This is a genomic window from Rhizobium sp. BR 362 (genome assembly GCF_036528765.1).
GTDB lineage: Bacteria > Pseudomonadota > Alphaproteobacteria > Rhizobiales > Rhizobiaceae > Rhizobium.
The window spans coordinates 358,604-376,262 of sequence record NZ_JARWGH010000006.1; the positions used below are offsets into that span (position 1 = coordinate 358,604).

Annotated in this window: 12 protein-coding genes, 1 tRNA gene, 1 rRNA gene and 1 pseudogene; 6 read left to right on the top strand and 9 right to left on the bottom strand. The window is 58.8% G+C overall.

What is annotated here, in order from left to right; genetic code table 11:
* The first annotated feature begins 58 nt into the window (after positions 1 to 58).
* The gene (locus QDY28_RS12160; RefSeq protein ID WP_331381922.1) at positions 59 to 1,573 is read left to right on the top strand and encodes a mechanosensitive ion channel family protein; all 1,515 of its coding nucleotides are present in this window, start codon (positions 59 to 61) and stop codon (positions 1,571 to 1,573) included.
* On the opposite strand, the gene QDY28_RS12165 is transcribed toward QDY28_RS12160, so the two are convergent.
* Positions 1,574 to 3,106, bottom strand: coding sequence for a S10 family peptidase (locus tag QDY28_RS12165; protein ID WP_331381923.1), 1,533 nt, complete (start codon positions 3,104 to 3,106; stop codon positions 1,574 to 1,576).
* 212 nt (positions 3,107 to 3,318) lie between these two features.
* Between QDY28_RS12165 and QDY28_RS12170 the strand changes: the two genes are divergently transcribed.
* On the top strand, positions 3,319 to 4,050 hold the full coding sequence (locus QDY28_RS12170; RefSeq protein WP_331381924.1) for a dienelactone hydrolase family protein: 732 nt from the start codon (positions 3,319 to 3,321) through the stop codon (positions 4,048 to 4,050).
* 36 nt (positions 4,051 to 4,086) lie between these two features.
* Here the strand turns inward: QDY28_RS12170 and QDY28_RS12175 are convergent, their stop codons facing one another.
* The gene (locus tag QDY28_RS12175; RefSeq protein ID WP_331381925.1) at positions 4,087 to 4,767 is read right to left on the bottom strand and encodes a cysteine hydrolase family protein; all 681 of its coding nucleotides are present in this window, start codon (positions 4,765 to 4,767) and stop codon (positions 4,087 to 4,089) included.
* Positions 4,768 to 4,952: 185 nt separating this feature from the next.
* The gene (locus QDY28_RS12180) at positions 4,953 to 5,993 is read right to left on the bottom strand and encodes an MBL fold metallo-hydrolase (protein WP_331381926.1); all 1,041 of its coding nucleotides are present in this window, start codon (positions 5,991 to 5,993) and stop codon (positions 4,953 to 4,955) included.
* Positions 5,994 to 6,964: 971 nt separating this feature from the next.
* Here QDY28_RS12180 and QDY28_RS12185 point away from each other — a divergent pair.
* The 4 genes and pseudogenes from QDY28_RS12185 (at position 6,965) to QDY28_RS12200 (ending at position 13,333) form a co-directional block, all read left to right on the top strand.
* Positions 6,965 to 8,095 (top strand): calcium:proton antiporter, encoded by a 1,131-nt coding sequence (locus QDY28_RS12185; RefSeq protein WP_331381927.1) that lies wholly within the window; start codon positions 6,965 to 6,967, stop codon positions 8,093 to 8,095.
* Positions 8,096 to 8,127: 32 nt separating this feature from the next.
* Positions 8,128 to 8,685, top strand: a complete 558-nt coding sequence (locus QDY28_RS12190; protein ID WP_331381928.1) for a DedA family protein — start codon at positions 8,128 to 8,130, stop codon at positions 8,683 to 8,685.
* Positions 8,686 to 8,857: 172 nt separating this feature from the next.
* A pseudogene (locus tag QDY28_RS12195) lies at positions 8,858 to 10,021 on the top strand (efflux RND transporter periplasmic adaptor subunit); the annotation flags it as partial.
* Positions 10,022 to 10,174: 153 nt separating this feature from the next.
* Positions 10,175 to 13,333 (top strand): efflux RND transporter permease subunit, encoded by a 3,159-nt coding sequence (locus QDY28_RS12200; protein ID WP_331381929.1) that lies wholly within the window; start codon positions 10,175 to 10,177, stop codon positions 13,331 to 13,333.
* Positions 13,334 to 13,428: 95 nt separating this feature from the next.
* Here the strand turns inward: QDY28_RS12200 and QDY28_RS12205 are convergent, their stop codons facing one another.
* From QDY28_RS12205 to rrf, 6 genes are all read right to left on the bottom strand, one after another.
* Complete coding sequence (locus QDY28_RS12205) at positions 13,429 to 13,764, bottom strand: hypothetical protein (RefSeq protein ID WP_331381930.1); 336 nt, start codon at positions 13,762 to 13,764, stop codon at positions 13,429 to 13,431.
* The gene (locus tag QDY28_RS12210; protein WP_331381931.1) at positions 13,761 to 14,549 is read right to left on the bottom strand and encodes a DUF2092 domain-containing protein; all 789 of its coding nucleotides are present in this window, start codon (positions 14,547 to 14,549) and stop codon (positions 13,761 to 13,763) included. The genes QDY28_RS12205 and QDY28_RS12210 overlap by 4 nt, the downstream gene beginning before the upstream one ends.
* 292 nt (positions 14,550 to 14,841) lie before the next feature.
* A complete protein-coding gene (locus tag QDY28_RS12215) occupies positions 14,842 to 15,645 on the bottom strand; it encodes a cysteine rich repeat-containing protein (RefSeq protein WP_331381932.1) in 804 nt (267 codons plus the stop codon).
* 339 nt (positions 15,646 to 15,984) lie between these two features.
* Positions 15,985 to 16,761, bottom strand: coding sequence for a hypothetical protein (locus tag QDY28_RS12220; RefSeq protein ID WP_331381933.1), 777 nt, complete (start codon positions 16,759 to 16,761; stop codon positions 15,985 to 15,987).
* A 340-nt stretch (positions 16,762 to 17,101) separates the two neighbouring features.
* Positions 17,102 to 17,178 (bottom strand) — tRNA-Met (locus tag QDY28_RS12225).
* A gap of 326 nt (positions 17,179 to 17,504) precedes the next feature.
* Positions 17,505 to 17,619, bottom strand: a 5S ribosomal RNA gene (gene rrf / locus QDY28_RS12230).
* Positions 17,620 to 17,659 lie beyond the last annotated feature (40 nt).

Here is a 17,659-nt window from a genome sequence, read left to right on the forward strand (position 1 = left end):
CGGCTGAGTTCATGCCAATTTACCGACCATCCGAAAGACTGAACGCGGCCAAGTTCTCATGTCCATTGCGCTCCTCGCCGATCCGATCGTCCAGTTCTGCATCTTGGTCGTCATTGGCACATTCGTCAGCCGCTTCCTGCTTCGCCACCGGCGTGCCGGTCGGCTGATCGGACAGGTCGCGTTTTTCGTTGGCCTGACCGGGCTGCTGCTCTATCACGGCATCGTACCCTACGAGCCGACGCCCCCGCAGCCGCAGGACACGGTGACGCTGCGTGTCTTCACGGGCTTTGCCAAGATCGTCTGGTGGATCAACGGTGCCTGGGTGCTGGTCGCCTTCGTGCGCCTGTTCCTGATCTTCGAGCGCAAGCCACGCGAAGCCCGGCTGCTGCAGGATCTGGTCGTGGGCGTCATCTATCTCGGCGCCGTCCTCTCCGTAGTCGCCGATGTCTTCAGCGTGCCCGTAGGAACGCTGATCGCGACCTCGGGTGTTTTCGCCATCATTCTCGGTCTTGCGCTGCAGAGCACGCTCAGCGACGTCTTCTCCGGCATCGCGCTCAATCTCGGCAGGCCCTATTCCGTCGGCGATTGGGTGGTGCTCGACAACGATGTCCAGGGCCGTGTCGTCGAGACGAACTGGCGGGCGACGCATCTGCTGAGCGGCACCAACGACCTCGTCGTCATCCCGAACAGCGCCCTTGCCAAAAGCCGGATCACCAATCTCTCCAGCCCCGACGAAAGTCACGGCGTCACCATCACCGTCCGCGTCCAGCCGACCACGCAGCCGAAAGTCATCGCCGATGTCATGCGCAACGTGCTGATCAGTTGCAACACGATCCAGAAGACGCCCGAGCCCAGCGTGATGATCAATTCGATCGACGGACAGGCCATCGAATTGCAGCTCAATTTCCGCATCCGTGACATATCGCAGATGACGGCCGCCAAGAACGAGATCAACGACCTCATCTATCGCCATTCCAAAGCAGGTGGGCTGAAGCTCGCAGGCCCGCCCGACGCCATCACCATGCCGTCGGAATCCCAGGCCGAGACGGCGAGTGCCGCCCAGCATCCTGGTACGCCGTGGCGGCTGCTCAACAATATTCCGCTGTTTTCGTCGCTCACCGAGGATGAAAAGGAGCATCTGGCGTCCCGTATGCAGCGCCGCACCTATCACAAGGATGCCGTTATCGCCGAACAGGATTCGCGGCTGCGCTCGCTGACCATCGTGCGCTCCGGCGTCGTCAGCGTTACCCGCAGGGAAGCACAGCGGCAGATCGAATTGACGCGGCTTGCTCCCGGCGACTATTTCGGTGAAAGCGGTCTACTGATGGGGGCTGGCGAAGTCGGCACCATCCAGGCGCTGACCTTCGTGGTGACCTACGAGATCGGCGAAGACTGCCTGGCGCCGCTGCTGCACGACCGGCCTTCCATCGCCGAAGAGCTGGGGGCCATCATGTCGAAGCGCATCGAAGCCGAACGCCATCTCTTCAGCACCAGCGACATATTGGTCAACGGCGCACCAATCGGCTCCCTGACCTCGCGCATCAAGCATCTGTTTCAGCTACAGCACGATTAATCAGTTGGACTGCGCCGGAGATATCGTCGCGGGCGGCGCCGTGAAGAATGTCTTGGCATCTACGCTGAATTGATCGCGCGATGTGGGCCGTGTGTAGAACATGTGCCCACCGCGATAGAGCTTCAACGCCACGCGCTCGGCAAAGGCCGGCGGCAGATGATCGAGCACGTATTTGTTGACGCCAAACGGCACGATGAGGTCGCTATAGCCCTGCGCCACCAAGAGCCGGAATGACGGGACGAGGGTCAGCATCTCCTTGATGTCGTCCGTCCCGCTTGCATGCAGACGCGAACCGCCGTTCCGGCCGCCCCAGTTCCAATGCTCATTCACCGAACTCGACAGCAGATTGTAGGTCATGTCGGTATGAAAGCCGAGCTCGTCGCGTGCATAGCTCGAAAAGGCGCCGCCATAGGCGCGAACGAAGCCATCGAGGATCGGGTCGTCACTGCGGCCGGACGCCGATTCGGGATAGGGATCCGGCGCCAGGAATGAAGCGTCGTAGGCACTGACGATATCGGCGCCGTCACCATCGGAATGTTTCTGATACACCCCGCCGAGAAAGCCCTGGTTCTTGGCGACGACATCCTCGGGAATGCCGGTCAGCTTGCCAACACGCTCGTAGAAAGCGCGACCGGCATCGCCGGTCGGGGGCGGACCTGCGAGCGTGGGCAGATATTCGTTCAGTGCGAATTTTTCGGCGTCGGCGACCCCCTGCTCGCTGAAGGCATTTTTCCGCTCCAACTCGGCGGCAGCCAGCGACGGCAATTCGAATGCCGCACCAAGCGCCAAATCGTTCGCTCCGAACACAAGCCGCCCTTCGATCAGCGGCGACAGCATGACGATGCCGGAGATCAGAATACCCTGATCCTGCCGCAGGCTGGTGGCGACTTTTGCCGCGCGCAGCCCGCCATAGCTTTCGCCGAGAATATATTTCGGCGAGGCAGCGCGTCCGTTGTGGGCGACATAAAGCGCAATCACCTTCGCAAGGCTCTCGGCATCTGCCCGCGTAGAGTAGAACTGGTTGGCGTCGTCCGGCTTGACCGTTCGGCTCCAGCCGGTGCCGATTGGATCGATCAGGACGAGATCGGTGAAGTTCAGCCAGCTATGGGGATTGTCGACCAGCCTGGCATTGGCACCGTCGCGCCCGCTGGGGCCGAAATCAAGAATGCGCGGTCCGACCAAACCGAGACTGAGAAAGGCAGATGCAGCGCCCGGACCGCCATTGAAGACGAAGGTGATCGGCCTGTCGGCATCGCGGTTCTTGGCAACATAGGCGGTATAGAAGATCGCCGCGGTGCGCTCGCCGTCCTGGCCGAAGAGATCGAGCGTGCCCGCTGTCGCCGTATAGGAAATACTCTTGCCATCGGCATTCAGCACATGGTCGCTGACCGCATCGGCCGGTAACAGGGAAAGAACGCCGCTGCCACCTCCGCCGCCGGCAGGGCGGCCTTGCTCCGGCGATGCAGCAAAGGCGAGTGTCGAGACGAGAGAAAAGACCAGCGCAAGGCTTGGAACGATCTGGCGAAAAGACATGGGAACGCATCCTCCATCGGCCCCGCGCATCGACGCCGTCGCTTCAAATACTATTCCACGGACGGCGCAAGCGGAAACTCAAGAGATGTTGATCGCCGATCGACCCGCCGCATCCCTTTGAAAGCAAAAGGCCATTGAGCGCTTTCCGGCCATTTGCCAAAGTGCCGTTCCGGGGAAGCGAACACTCAAACCAGATCGCAAGGAATTTGATGATGAAACAGGATATCGAAATCAATGCTGCCGACGGCGTCGCGAAAGCCGCCATCTTCCGCCCCGACAATGGCGCCTCCGCCAAACGTGGCGTCATTTTCTATATGGACGCCATGGGTCCGCGCCAAGCGCTTTACGATATGGCGCAGCGGCTTGCCGATGCCGGCTATATCGTGCTTTTGCCCGACGTGTTCTATCGCTTCGGCGCCTATGGTCCATTCAGCGGCACGTCCTTTGGCGACCCGGCCGCCCGGGAAAGGATCATGGCCATGGTGCGCGGCACGTCGCAGGAGATGACCAAGCGCGACAGCGCCGCTTTCCTCGATGCGCTGACGGCAGCCGGCGCCACCGGCCCGGTCGGCACCGTCGGTTATTGCATGGGCGGCGCCCGCGCATTGACGGCAGCGGCCACCTATTCCGACCGCATCGCAGCCGCAGCCACCTTCCACGGCGGCAATCTTGCCAGCAACGCTGAGGATAGCCCGCATCGTCTGGCCGCCGATATCAAGGGCCGCGTCTATATCGGCGTTGCCGGTGTCGACAACAGCTTCCCGCCGGAGCAATCCGCCCGTCTCGCCGAAGCGCTGCGCATAGGCGGTGTGGATCATATGATCGAGAACTATATCGGCATGGCGCATGGCTGGACCGTTCCCGACCACGGCGTCTACGACGAGACCGGGGCCGAACGGCATTGGAAGCGGTTGTTGAATCTCTTCCAAGAGACGCTGGCCTGACGTTGCCTTCCCTTTTCGCAAGGAAAAAGCTGGCTCTCAAAACTTGATCATGTCGATCCTTGTCAGCGTCGTCTTCCGTGAAACGCCCGGCGCATTGACCATGTGCCAGGCGACATATTGCTCGCCATAGAGCTCGGTAGACGACATGCCATCGACGGGAAGGATGACGTCCATCCCGTTCAGCGCCGCATCGGTTGCCGTATCGAGAACCGCGCCCTCGGACGCCGTGCCGGTGACGATCACGGTCTTGATGCCCTTGTCCGCGAGTATGTTGCGAAGATTGGTGCCGATGAACTTGTCCGGGCCGGACTTGACGATCGGGTCGCTTGCCAGCGGCGCAAGGTCCGTGGCGATATCCTGAGGTTCGCCCACACCGGCCAGACTATAGATCACGAACACGCCCTTGGCGCGGGCCTCGTCGAGCATCGCCTTGACCTTCGGCACGGAGGCGAGGCAACGCGGCTTGGTATTCTTGTTGCACGGCCCCTTGGTCGGGTCCTGCGCGCCGTTGAAATCGAGGAGCAGCAACGCCGTCGTCTTCGCATCCACCGTCACCGGCTTCAATTCCGGCGCCGCCGGCGGCTTCACCTTCTGCCAGTCGTCGATGATGGTCTGGGCGAAAGCCGGCGTCGGGCCGAAGGGACCGATGGCCGCGCTCAAGGCAATGAAGCCAAGGCCGAACGCTGCCTTTTGCACCATGCTGCCGATATGTCTCATAAAATTGCTCTCCTGAATCCCAGAGGTTTCTTTGGCCCGACGCTGCAACCTAGATAGGCCATACCCCGGAGATTGATAACGAAACTCTTCGTGATCCCGGCGTTATCGGAGAGAAGATCGGTACCCTTGAGGATGAGATGACGTGAGGCAGCGGCTGATTTAGGAGCCGGCCTGCTCCTTCTGCCTTACGGCGTGGCCATCGGCCCGTTGGCCTTCTTCCAGGCGGCGATGCCGCCCTCGATATGGCACGCGGTTGTCAGGCCGGCGTCCTGCGCCGCTTGCACGGCCATCGCAGAGCGCTCGCCGAAGGCGCAATAAAACACGATCCGCTTGCCGGTGGCTGCCGCCAATTCATGCAGCATGCCGCCCGCGCTGATGTTTTCCAGCAAATCCGGATAGGGTGCGTGCAGCGAGCCGGGGATCGTTCCATGCTTTTCCCGCTCGCCCTTCTCGCGCAGATCGACGATTGCGATATCCGGACGGCCGCGCAACGCCAATGCCTCGGCCGCCGAGACGGCCCAGCCCTTGCGCGCGATCTCATCCTGATGAAAACCGACATGCACATTGGCCGGCACCGCCACGTCCATCATCTTCGGGTTTGGAAGTTTCAGATTGTTCATGAGGTCGGCATACTCGTCTGCCGACCGAACCTTGAGGCGCGGATTGAACAGCTTCTCCTCGCCGATAGTGGAAACGGTGTCGCCCTTATAATCGTGCGCCGGATAGACCAGCGTCTCGTCCGGCAATTTCAGGAGCTTGTTGAAGATCGAATCGTATTGCTGAAGCGGATTGCCGTTCTGGAAATCGGTGCGTCCGGTGCCACGAATGAGGAGGGTATCGCCTGTGAACACCCGGCCGCCCATCAGGAAAGAATAGGAATCGTCCGTGTGGCCCGGCGTGTAGAGCACGTCGAGGCTCAAACCTTCGATGGCGACGCGATCGCCTTCCGCCACGCGCATGGAAACGACATCGGCAAGCGTCTGCTCGCCCATCACCGTAATACAGTGGGTACGGTCGCGCAGAGCACCCAACCCGGTAATATGGTCGGCATGCAAATGGGTATCCACGGCCTTGACCAGCTTGAGGTCCAGCTCCTCCACGAGCTTAAGATAGCGGTCGACTTTCTCGAGCACGGGATCGATTATGAGCGCCTCGCCACCCCGCCGGCTGGCGATAAGATAAGTATAGGTACCGGATACACTGTCGAAGAGCTGGCGGAAGATCATCTGCGGCTCCCTTGCGCAAATCTTGCCCCGGATCAAATCTTTTCCTGAATATAGTTATCTACGTTTTAATAATTTAGGCAACGACAAACCATGAGGAACTTTTTCCCCGAAAGTTTCGCAGGTTAGATTTTCTCTCCAAGGACGACGCTTAATTTAAGGGAAGCCCAGCAGATATTGGAAAAAGCGGACCGAATGCTCGCTATCGAATCCCTCGGAATGACCGAATTGCAGCAAGCAGTAAAAGAAAACCCCGCCACCTAAGGAATGGCAAGGTCCCTAAAGAAGTATCGCAATAATATCACAATACTTCTATGTTCCCGCAACAAAAAAGCGCCCACCTGCTAAGCGGTAACAGGCGGGCGTTAAATATTAAACAAGCTCAAGCTAAACGATAATTAAATATCGTCAATAGTTAAATAAACTTTACGAAATTTTGCCTCATCTGACGGCAGAAATAATTATTACACTATCATCCGACATATACATAACCGAACTATGCGCCCCAAGAAAAAGCCCCGCCAATCGGATGAGGCGGGGCAAAGCGGGGAAAGCTCCCTCAGATATGAGAAGGGAGCGGAGGGTAGTAAATCAGGACTATCCGAACCGCACGAGGTCAGTTCCGATCAATGCGGTACGCTGCGCATGAAAAAGCTGGCAAGACACCAGCCCCTGGCAGCGTCACACCACGCTTCGCCCTTTTTGCCGAGAAGACAGCCGTCATAACCGAGCCTATAAAAAGCTCCGACGTTCTGTTCGAAAGGCCTGATTTGCTCTGCGGTTCAGTTACCGGCACGCGCCTCGATCGAGCGATCGGTGGCTGATCTCGCGAAAAGCAGCAAACCCGTGTAGAATTTTGCACTCGGGCGATGCGGTTCAGGCGGTTTGCGGGCGTCCGGTGACGCAGGTTGGGGGGATATGATGGCATTGACTATCGCTTCGCAGCTACGATTTTCTGCAGGGTCGTCAGTCCAATGACGGACAGTCTGGCATTTCGTCCTCGCGAAATAACCCGTCTTTGCCGCGAGGAATGGTTTCTGGCGATCAGCATTCTGACCTGCCTGGTGATCCTCGGCTCCGAAGATGACCTGTTTCGTCGATTGTCGAATCCAATTTGGCTCGCAATAACTTTCCTTGGCCTTTTTGCCGCCGTGCTTGGTTCTGCGCTTTCGGTTGTCCGGCATGCCGACCATCTCGCGGAACGACTGGGGGAGCCGTACGGCACATTGATCCTGACGCTCGCCATCACTTCGATCGAAGTTATGGCCATTTCCGCCGTCATGATCCATGGCGAGAACAATCCTACCCTTGCCCGTGATACGCTTTTTGCGGTGATCATGATCATCCTCAACGGCATGGTGGGACTGTCGCTGCTGTTCGGCGGCTGGCGCCGACCGGAGCAGTCCCACAATCTGCAGGGCGCCAATGCCTATCTCGGCCTTATCGTGCCGCTGGCGACCCTAAGTCTGATCTTGCCGAGTTTTCTATATAGCGCCGGAGGCCCGCATCCTTCCGCACCGAGACAGATGGTACTCGGAATTATTTCCGTCGGCCTCTACAGCATATTCCTGATGCTTCAGGCGGGCCGCCATCATCATTTTTTTGCCGAAGAGGGCGAGCTGCCCGCCAAACCAGACCCTCGCCCCGGCCGAAGGGCGATATGGTATCATACCGTCCTGCTGCTCGCCTATATGGGGCCGGTCGTGTTCCTGGTCGAAGAACTGGCAAAGCCGATCGATTACGTGATCGAAACGTTGCACGCGCCCGTCGCCTTCGGCGGCGTCGTCATGGCCGTACTGGTTGCCACGCCGGAAGCCATCAGCGCCGTGCGTGCCGCTGCCGCCAACCACTTGCAGCGTTCGATCAATATCTTCCTGGGTTCGGTCCTTTCGACGATCGGGATAACCGTCCCAGCGATGCTCGCCGTCAGTTATCTCTATGCACATCTGGTGACGCTAGGCCTTGAAGGCGGCGATCTTGTCATGCTCGTTCTGACGCTCGTCGTCAGTATCATCACCTTTGCCAGCGGCCGAACCCATGTCATGCAGGGTGCCGTTCACCTGGTTCTTTTCCTGTCCTACGTGCTGCTCATCTTTCAGCGGTAAAGTTCGCTTCATCCCCGTCCAGGGCCACCCATATGACCATCGAGCTTCTGATCGCAAGATATGGCCTCCTGGCAATCTTCCTTGGGGCTGCCATCGAGGGAGAAACCATGGTGATCCTCGGCGGTGTGTTCTCGCATCGTCACCTCATGACCTATTGGAACGCAGCCGCGGCGGCCTGCGCCGGTTCTTTTATCGCGGACCAGACGCTCTTTTTCATCGGCCGCTATGCACGGCACTATCCGCGCGTCCAGAAAATCATCGCGAAACCGGCATTCGCACGCGTCACGCATCTTCTGGAGCGTCATCCGACCGGCTTCATCTTCTCCTTTCGGTTCATCTATGGGCTGAGGGCAATCAGTCCGGTCGCCATCGGGATGACCGGCGTCTCAGCGATAAAGTTCGCCTTGATCAATGCTGCCGCGGCCTTGATCTGGGGGCTGCTCTTCACTGGAATAGGCTATCTATTCGGGCAAGGTATCGAGCAGGCGTTCGGCCATCTGCCGCTCCACCACCACGTTCTGATTGCGGCGGGGATCATTTTCGTCCTGCTTCTTATCATGATGACGTTCCGAAAAAGCCGGCCTGCCTGATCAGCTTCGGCCCTCTCCGGCGCGGCTCATACTAATTGCAGGCCACGGGGCTATTGCAATTTTCAGCAATGCCGCTTCATAGTGTCACATACCTTGATCCATCGGCGCCCGCATGGCCGCCGACGAGGTGCGCATCAGGACTGGAACTCGCAAGTAATGGGGGGTGTCAGGAATGCGTGGGGGATTTTCTCAAGGTCTACAATTTTGCGTCGTGCTCCTGTGCACGGTTTCTCTTCAGGCATGTGACGGCAGCAACAACACATATGTCGCCCCGCCGCCGCCGAAGGTGCGCATAGCGCTTCCTTTGCAGCAGGCCGTCACCCGATATTTCGAGCTGACGGGAAATACCGCGGCAATCAATTCCGTCGATATAGAAGCGCGCGTCCAGGGTTTCGTCGAGTCGATCGATTATCGGGACGGCATGCCGGTCAAGAAGGACACGCAGCTCTTCGGCATCCAAAGCAATACCTACCAAGCCCAGGTGGATCAGGCGCAAGCAACGCTTGCCTCCGCGCAGGCATCCCAGGTCGGCGCCGATCAGGAATATCAGCGGCAGCTCAATCTCACCAAGCAGAAGGTCACGACGCAGACGGCCCTCGACAGTGCGAAGGCCACGCTCGATCAAGCGAACGCCACCATTCTGAATGCCAAGGCGAGCCTCGATCTTGCAATGATCAATCTCGGATATACGAAGGTGCTGGCACCCTTTGACGGCATCGTAACTGCCCATCTCGTTGATATCGGCGCTCTTGTCGGCGTATCCGGCCCGACCAAGCTCGCAACCATCGTCCAGACGGATCCGCTTTATGTCAATTTCAACGTCAGCGAGCCGCAGGTGCTGATGATCAAGCAGGCCATGGCCAAAGAAGGTCACACGTTCAGGCAAACCGACCTTCCGACCATTCCCTTTGAAATTGGCCTGCAAGACCAGACCGACTACCCTTTCAAGGGTCATCTTGATTACGCCGCCCCGCAGCTCGATACCTCGACCGGAACCCTGTCCGTGAGGGGCATCGTCGACAACAAGGATCACGCCCTTCTGCCCGGTCTTTTCGTCCGCGTGCGCGTGCCCGTCGGTCATGAGGACAAGGCGCTGCTGGTGCGGGACGATGCAATCGGCACCAACCAGCAGGGCAGCTACGTGCTGATCGTCGGAAAAGATGAGGCGGTCGAGCAGAAGCTGGTGAAAACCGGCCAGCGCGAAGGGCCGCTGCGCGTCATCGAATCCGGACTTGATGCCGGCGATTGGGTTGTGACGGAAGGCATTCAACAGGCCATCCCCGGCAGCAAGGTCGCGCCGGAAAAAGTCGCACTGGACGCGGTCGCAGCAGCAAGCACGTCGAACAATGGCGCGCCCGCAATTGATGAGGCCAAACCCGATGCGCAGAAGGCCGACGCAACCCAATCTGACGCGGAAAAATCTGATACGGCCAAGTCCGACACGCCATAACTCGCTTTCGTTCTCACGCCAATATCTGAGGAGGACAGCATGATTTCGCGATTCTTCATCGAGCGGCCGGTGCTCGCGAACGTTCTGGCGCTTGTCTTCGTCCTCGTCGGCGCGGTCGCGCTCTTCCAATTGCCGGTCGCGCAATATCCGAACGTTGTCCCGCCGACGGTACAGGTAACGACACGCTATCCCGGCGCGAGCGCGAAAACCCTCGTCGACACGGTTGCCCTGCCCATCGAACAACAGGTCAACGGCGTGCAGAGCATGCTTTATATGCAGTCGACGAGCGCCAGCGACGGCACCTATTCCCTGATCGTGACCTTTGCGATCGGCACCAATCCCGATCAGGCGCAGGTCCTCGTGCAGAACCGTGTCGCCATAGCCATGTCCTCGCTGCCGCAAGCCGTTCAGCAGCAAGGCGTCACGACACAGAAGAAATCGACGTCCATTCTCGAATTCGTCAGCCTCACCTCGCCGGACAGCCGGTATGACAGCCTGTTCCTCTCCAACTATGCCGTGATCAACCTGCAGAATGAATTGGCCCGCCTGCCCGGCGTCGGCAATGTCTCGGTGTTCGGCGCCGGCCAATATGCCATGCGCATCTGGATGAATCCGGACCTCCTGCAAGCGCGCGGCCTGACGCCGCAGGACGTCATCAACGTCGTACAGCAGCAGAGTCAGGAAGTGACGGCCGGTCAGGTGGGCATACCGCCGGTGCCGCCCGGCCAGGATTTCCAATACACGCTCAATGTCAGCGGGCGGCTCAACGACGCCGTCGACTATGAAAACATCATCGTCAAGGTCGATCAGGAAAATGGCGGGCGCATCACGCGCATCCGCGACATCGGTCGCGTCGAACTCGGCGCCCAGACCTACAGCCAATCCTTCATGCAGAACGGGCACCCCGCGGCCGGTATCGGCATTTTCCAATTGCCGGAAGCAAACGCCATCACAGTCGCGAAGGATGTCGCCGCGAAAATGGCGGAACTTTCGAAGAGCTTTCCGCCGGGCCTTGCCTATCAAGTTCCCTTCGACACGACCAAGTTCGTGACGGCGTCGATTGACGAAGTCTACGTGACGTTGATCGAGGCCGGCGTCCTGGTGCTCATCGTCATTCTCGTCTTTCTTCAGGACTGGCGCGCAATGCTCGTGCCGGCGACGACCGTGCCCGTGACGATCATCGGCGCCTTCGCGGCGATGGCAGCGCTTGGTTTTACAGTCAATCTCTCGACGCTGTTTGCCATCGTTCTTGCCATCGGTATCGTCGTCGACGATGCCATCGTCATCGTGGAGGGTGTCGCCCGTCATATCGAGCAGGGAATGCCGGGCAAACCGGCTGCCGAAAAAGCGATGGACGAGCTGTTCGGTCCCGTTATCGGCATCACGCTCGTGCTGATGGCAGTCTTCATCCCAGCGGCTTTCCTCCCCGGTCTGACGGGCCAGCTCTATAAGCAATTCGCACTCGTCATTGCCGCGACCGCATTCATCAGCGCCATCAATGCAATGACCCTCAAGCCGACGCAATGTGCGCTCTGGCTGCGCCCGCCTGTGCCGCCCGAAAGGCGCAACTTCTTCTACCGCGGCTTCAACAAGGTCTACGATCGGGCGGAACATGCCTATGCCAGGCTGATCAGCGGCATGGTTCATCATAGCGGCATTGCGGTCCTCGTTGCCCTGGCGCTGATCGGCGTCGCGGTGTGGGGGCTCACGCGTCTGCCGACCGCCTTCCTGCCGGTCGAGGATCAGGGCTACGTGCTGGTCAATGCCCAACTTCCCGACGGCGCCTCGAAGGAGCGTACCGACGCGGTCATGGAACAGGTCGGCAAGATTGCGCAACAGACCCCCGGCGTCGACCAGGTGCTGACCATCAGCGGCATTTCCATCCTCGACAACAGCGCGAGCTTGCCCAACGCCGGCGTCGCCTATGTCGTGCTGAAGGATTGGGATATCCGCGGCAAGGAAAAGGGACAGGACCTGCTGTCGATCTACCAGCATTTGAACGGTGCCCTGCAGAATATATTGATGGCAAAGACGCTGGTGGTCGTGCCTCCACCGATCCAGGGCATCGGCAATGCCAATGGCTTCACCATGCAGGTCGAGCTCCGGAACGGGAATTTCGACTTTCCGCTGCTGCAGGGTCTCGCCGATACCATCGTCAAGAACGGCAATGCGCAGTCGGCACTGCAGCGGCTGAGCACATCCTTCCGGGCGGACGTTCCGCAGCTCTCCGTTTCCGTCGATCGCATCAAGGCGGAGACGCTCGGCGTAACCGTCGGACAAGTTTTCTCGGCGCTCTCGGGTTACGTGGGATCAAGCTACGTGACGCAATTCAACAAATTCGGGCGAACCTTCCAGGTCTATGTGCAGGCATCTCCCGAGTTCCGCATTCGCCCCGACGACATCCGCAACCTGAAGGTCAAGGCCGGCGACGGCACCATGGTGCCGCTCGGCACGGTGGTAGATGTCACCAGCATGCAGGGCCCGTCCCTCATCAGCCTCTATAATCTCTATCCCACCGCCACGATCGTCGGCGGAGCCGCCAATGGCTTCAGTTCCGGACAGGCGCTCGATGTCATGGAACAGATAGCCGACCGCACGCTATCGCCTGGCTCAGGCTTCGAATGGACGGCGCTGTCCTATCAGGAAAAGGCGGTCGGCGGTCAAATCTATTTCATCTTCGCCCTTGCCATGCTTCTCGTCTATTTCGTGCTCGCCGGCCAATATGAAAGCTGGATCCTGCCGTTGGCCGTGCTCCTGGCGGTGCCGCTCGCCCTGCTTGGAACGGTGGGGGCGCTGAGCGCTGCCGGCGTCGCCAACAATCTCTACACCCAGATCGGGCTTATCCTTCTGATCGCGCTTGCCTCGAAAAACGCTATTCTCATCGTCGAATATGCGCGCGAAAAACGCGAACAAGGCATGGAAATTCTCGACGCGGCGGTTGAGGCGGCACGCTTGCGCTTCAGGCCGATCCTGATGACATCCTTCGCCTTTATCCTCGGCGTCGTGCCGCTCGTGCTTGCGACAGGCGCCGGCGCATCCGCGCGCAAGTCGATCGGCATATCCGTCTTCAGCGGCATGATCGCATCGACCTGTCTTGCCGTGCTCTTCGTTCCCTCGTTCTATGTCGTGTTGCAACGACTAGAGGAATATCGAAAACGCCGGCCGATCACGCAACCGGTTTCGCAAGCCGCGGATTGAGGGAACGGAAACTTTGGGGAGACGGGCGTTATTAGGCGCGATACGCCGTCGCGCTTCGGCTGAAGAACGACTGTCCGGTCAGCCGATGCTGCGCTCTACGGCACCACAACCCGAACATAGGCGCCGCCGCTCTTGGCATAGTAGCCGGATCCGCATCGGTAATAATAGCCGCCATAATAGGCTCCGTAGACACAGCCCGGCGGCAGTACCGCAATGACGGTCGTCGTCGTCGTTCCCACGACAACGCGGCGCGTCGTTCTGCGGGCGACGCCCGCATAGGAAAGCGGGGTCAAGGGCCGGCCGATGACCGCGCCGGCGGGTGTGGCGAAATCTACCGATAATGGGATCAATCCGCCCGGCCCGACATTGACGTCGGCGAAAACGAAAGCGCCGGCCAAGCCTGCAGTGAGCAACAATCTCGGATATCTCATTTGCCTTCTCCCGCATCGGTAGGCGCGGGAAGCTCATCGAGCGACTGAAGCTCGCTGAGATCGACCTTCTTCGCGCTGGCCGGAATATCGATATTGTAGGAAATGGTGGCGACATCGGAGCCGCTCTTGAAGTCGCTGATCTCCAGTGTGTATTGCGGTGCTTGCGCGATATGCTTGCTGGTGATGACGTAGCGCCGCGGTATTGGTTTTTCTCCGGTTTGTATCCAGATCTGCCAGTCGATTTCAGGCGTTCGGAAGGTGAGATATTCACACTCGACCCCGTCGACGAAGGCGCTGGAAACATGTTTGGCGACGGTCACATCCGACATCATCAGATCGTAGACATCCGACGACAGCAAGTCTGCGCCCGGCGCCTCGACACCCGCACCCACCAGCCGCTCGAGCAGCTCTTCCACTGACCCCTTGGCGTCGATCTTGGCATAGGCACCCAGGTTCTTGCCATGCACGGTCAGGGTCGAACCGTCGAAACTTACATCCACATCGGCAAACCCGCCTGTCCTTGTAATCCTGAGCTTGTCGGGACGTGCGAGGCTGGCGGTGCCGGAACTGACGAACTGCAGCTTCTCGAAATCCGGCGTCACGGCCTCAAGCGAGGATTGATAATGAAACGACATCGTTTTCTGCGCCGCCAGATAGTCGGACATGGCTTTCAGGAGATCTTTCGCGTCATCTGCCCATGCCGCCGTGGGCAAGGCGCAGCAGACACCGAAAGAACCGAAAATAAGCAGTTGTTTGAACTTCTGAACGTACGAAATCGATGACATGGCAACACCTTTTCGTTTGGGTCATCGTTGATCCATCGAATGTGCAGGCTGCCGGTTTCCGCAGACCCGTATTGCTCAAGTTCGCATGAAATGTCGGTATCCGACCTCTGAAGACCCTCGACCGCAGCCAGTCCGCTGCCCGCCCGTTAGAGAATTATTCCTGAGAATATTTGCCGCCGCTCCATGCATTCACTGAACGCATAGAGATTGTTCCACTCTTTCGATCTCAAGCATCGCATCCGCCTAAGGGCGAATTCACCGGAAGCAGGACTCTCTAAGAGAGAGGCAGCACCTATAGCCCGCTGGTCAATACCCTCTGGCACATGGGAGACAGCCGCTGCATATTGTTCCGCAGGCAGGCAATGCCCCGGCCTCCACCGACCGGTACGGAACGGCAAAAAGCGCGGAAGTCCGGCCCGCACGACCGACGAAGGACGATCAATTCTTCGCGCGGCGTGAAAGACGGCATTGCCATACGCGCACCCGGCATCGCCGCCGCGCCACCCCCTGCCGGCGTCTGTGTGCCGCCTGCCGGCGCCGAAGCGCTGCCGCCGAGAGCCGCAACCGCCTGCTGACAGGATGGCGAAAGACTTGCACTGTGCTGCTGCAGGCAGGCAAGCGCCTGCGAGCCGCCCGGCGTCACACCCGAACATTGGGCCATGAAATCAGACCGGCAGGCCGATTTCACCGCATTGCGTTGCGCCTGCGTTGGCTGGGCCGCTGGCGTCCCGGCGGCGGCTGCGCCGGACTGTGCCGGCGCCGTCGCGGGCGTTTCGGCGGGCGTGACCGCACTGGACTTCTTTTTGGTAGTGTCCAGAGCCGATACCGCGCTCCGACAGGCGGGAGAAAGCGTTGCGCTATGCTGTTGCAGGCAGGTCAGCGCTTCGATGCCTCCCGGCGTCACGCCGGAACATTGCGCGATGAAATCGGAGCGGCACGCCGACCGGATGGCGTTGCGTTGCGCATCGGTGGGCTGCTGCGCATGAACGGCGCCGGCAGATAGGCAGAACGCCAAAGCGCAAGGTACCATGTATGCCGATAAGAAAGAGTGCCGCCCACGCAGAACGGCTGTCAGGAAGGATGCAGATTTCCCCATTGTTTTTCCCCCAAAAGAAAAACTTTCGCGCTTGTCGCAGAAACCTGTCAGCCGAAGTAACAAAATCGAAATTGGGATGAAATGGAAGCATATGTGCGGCCGATATGCAGAGGCATCGCGACTACTCCTAAGTTACCATACCAGAGATGTTCGCGAAGAGGTAGTCCAGAAGCCCATAATCATTTGGCGGTAGGCTGGCCACTAAGTCCCTGAGCGTTTCGAAATCTATGACAGTTCTCCATGCCTGCGCCTGCTTCGACAAACTTGATAGGCCGTTTGTGGCGTGGCGATAAGGGTCTGCGCGTAGAAGCGCAACTTCAGCATTTTGGAAACGGTTGATTACCTCCACCAGTCCTCCCGCCTTCGCCAGGTCAAATCGCTTTTGCGGCTTTTGCCCGCCGCCTTCCTGTCGCCCTTCAGGTGATCCATGTAGCCGCCAAGGACACTGTTGATGAAGACATGGGATTTCGCGCGGTTCGAACCCAGCAGCTTAAAACTTGCTTCCTTGTCCTGCTCCATTTGTTGAGCGATCTTCCAGAAGACAAAGCTGTCGTGACTTTCTTTCATCGCCAGAAAATACCCGGACGTGTAGATGCGCTCGAAACGGTCCGCAAAGGTCAATATTTCCCGATGATGCAGATTGTATCCCACCCATCCGCATTCGGGGTACATTCGACGATTTAAGTAGGCGGCAAGCTGGTCCCCTCGCGGGGCAATTCTGTCGACCAGGCTTCGCGGAACGTCCCTATGGGTAAGCGTATCGGCGTCGAGCCATATCATCTGGTCAGCCGTCGTTCGGTATCGCCGGATCGCATCGGTGACAGCGAAGACCTTGTTGGAAAAGCGGACCGCATCCCACCGGTAATCCCGTTGCAGACTGGTGCTGGACAAACAAATTCCGTTGGCTAGCGGATTGTCGGCGAATGCTTGCCGAAATTCGAGCAAGCGCGGCAGAGCTTCCATGTGATCGAGGATCTGAAGCCTGCGATCTTTCTCCTCGACATGGACATCCTCTGCATAGATCAGAAGCGTAATGTCGTCGGGCCAATGCTTGAGAAAGGTCTCAATGCATCTTTTCCCGTAGTCGCGGTAACCCTTTTCATGAAAGGTCGTCACGACAACATGCCTTAGCTGTTCTCGCCGCCACAGATTTAGGAAAAACATCGGCAATCAGGCTCCGTAACGAATGTTTTTATCAGCAATGACGAAATCGATTTGAGCGGTGCTCGCTCTGAACAGAGCCTCGACCTTTAGATGATTGCCGGCAGCCGAGGATGTCTGAATGTTTCCTCGCAATGGCATTTGTGAGAAATCTTGTTTCCGGATCTGGTAATGCGCGCCAGCGCCTACTGGCTCGGCCGGAAGCCCTGACGCCGGACAACGATGCCGGTCGTTACACAGGGAAAAATACAGGAAAGCCCGGGAGAAGCGGGCTGAGTGCCAGGATGGGAAAGGTTGGTTGCGGGGGCAGGATTTGAACCTGCGGCCTTCAGGTTATGAGCCTGACGAGCTACCGGGCTGCTCCACCCCGCGCCATCGACGCAACCGCAAAGCGGTTTGTCGTGTTGTCCAGCGCAAATCCGGAGGATTTGTCGCGAGTAGCAAGTCGCTAAGCGGCTTGCGTTAACCACGTAAACCGCAGGGCGGTTTATCGTGTGTGAGCAAATCCGAAGGATTTGTCTCTTGTTATATAGGCACTATGCGTTTGAATGCCTAGTGCTCCCAACACAAAGGGCCGCATGAGCGGCCCGTTTGATCGGCTCAGGGCCGTTTCAGCGATAAACCTTTTGGGTTTATCGCTTGTGATCAGAGAAGATTGGGATTGCCTTGATTTGATGAGGCGAAGTTGCGTTTGGCAGACCTGGCAGCGACCTACTCTCCCGCGTCTTGAGACGAAGTACCATGGGCGCAGGGGCGTTTCACGGCCGTGTTCGGAAAGGGAACGGGTGCAGCCACCCCGCCATAACCACCAGGTCGGCAAAGCGCAACTTGTTAGTCCATGCGGAACGCATGG

Bases quoted from the DNA above. Each gene is read 5' to 3' on its own strand.
- QDY28_RS12160 (WP_331381922.1), top strand. From the start codon at position 59: ATGTCCATTGCGCTCCTCGCCGATCCGATCGTCCAGTTCTGCATCTTG.
- QDY28_RS12165 (WP_331381923.1), bottom strand. From the start codon at position 3,106: ATGTCTTTTCGCCAGATCGTTCCAAGCCTTGCGCTGGTCTTTTCTCTC.
- QDY28_RS12170 (WP_331381924.1), top strand. From the start codon at position 3,319: ATGAAACAGGATATCGAAATCAATGCTGCCGACGGCGTCGCGAAAGCC.
- QDY28_RS12175 (WP_331381925.1), bottom strand. From the start codon at position 4,767: ATGAGACATATCGGCAGCATGGTGCAAAAGGCAGCGTTCGGCCTTGGC.
- QDY28_RS12180 (WP_331381926.1), bottom strand. From the start codon at position 5,993: ATGATCTTCCGCCAGCTCTTCGACAGTGTATCCGGTACCTATACTTAT.
- QDY28_RS12185 (WP_331381927.1), top strand. From the start codon at position 6,965: ATGACGGACAGTCTGGCATTTCGTCCTCGCGAAATAACCCGTCTTTGC.
- QDY28_RS12190 (WP_331381928.1), top strand. From the start codon at position 8,128: ATGACCATCGAGCTTCTGATCGCAAGATATGGCCTCCTGGCAATCTTC.
- QDY28_RS12200 (WP_331381929.1), top strand. From the start codon at position 10,175: ATGATTTCGCGATTCTTCATCGAGCGGCCGGTGCTCGCGAACGTTCTG.
- QDY28_RS12205 (WP_331381930.1), bottom strand. From the start codon at position 13,764: ATGAGATATCCGAGATTGTTGCTCACTGCAGGCTTGGCCGGCGCTTTC.
- QDY28_RS12210 (WP_331381931.1), bottom strand. From the start codon at position 14,549: ATGTCATCGATTTCGTACGTTCAGAAGTTCAAACAACTGCTTATTTTC.
- QDY28_RS12215 (WP_331381932.1), bottom strand. From the start codon at position 15,645: ATGGGGAAATCTGCATCCTTCCTGACAGCCGTTCTGCGTGGGCGGCAC.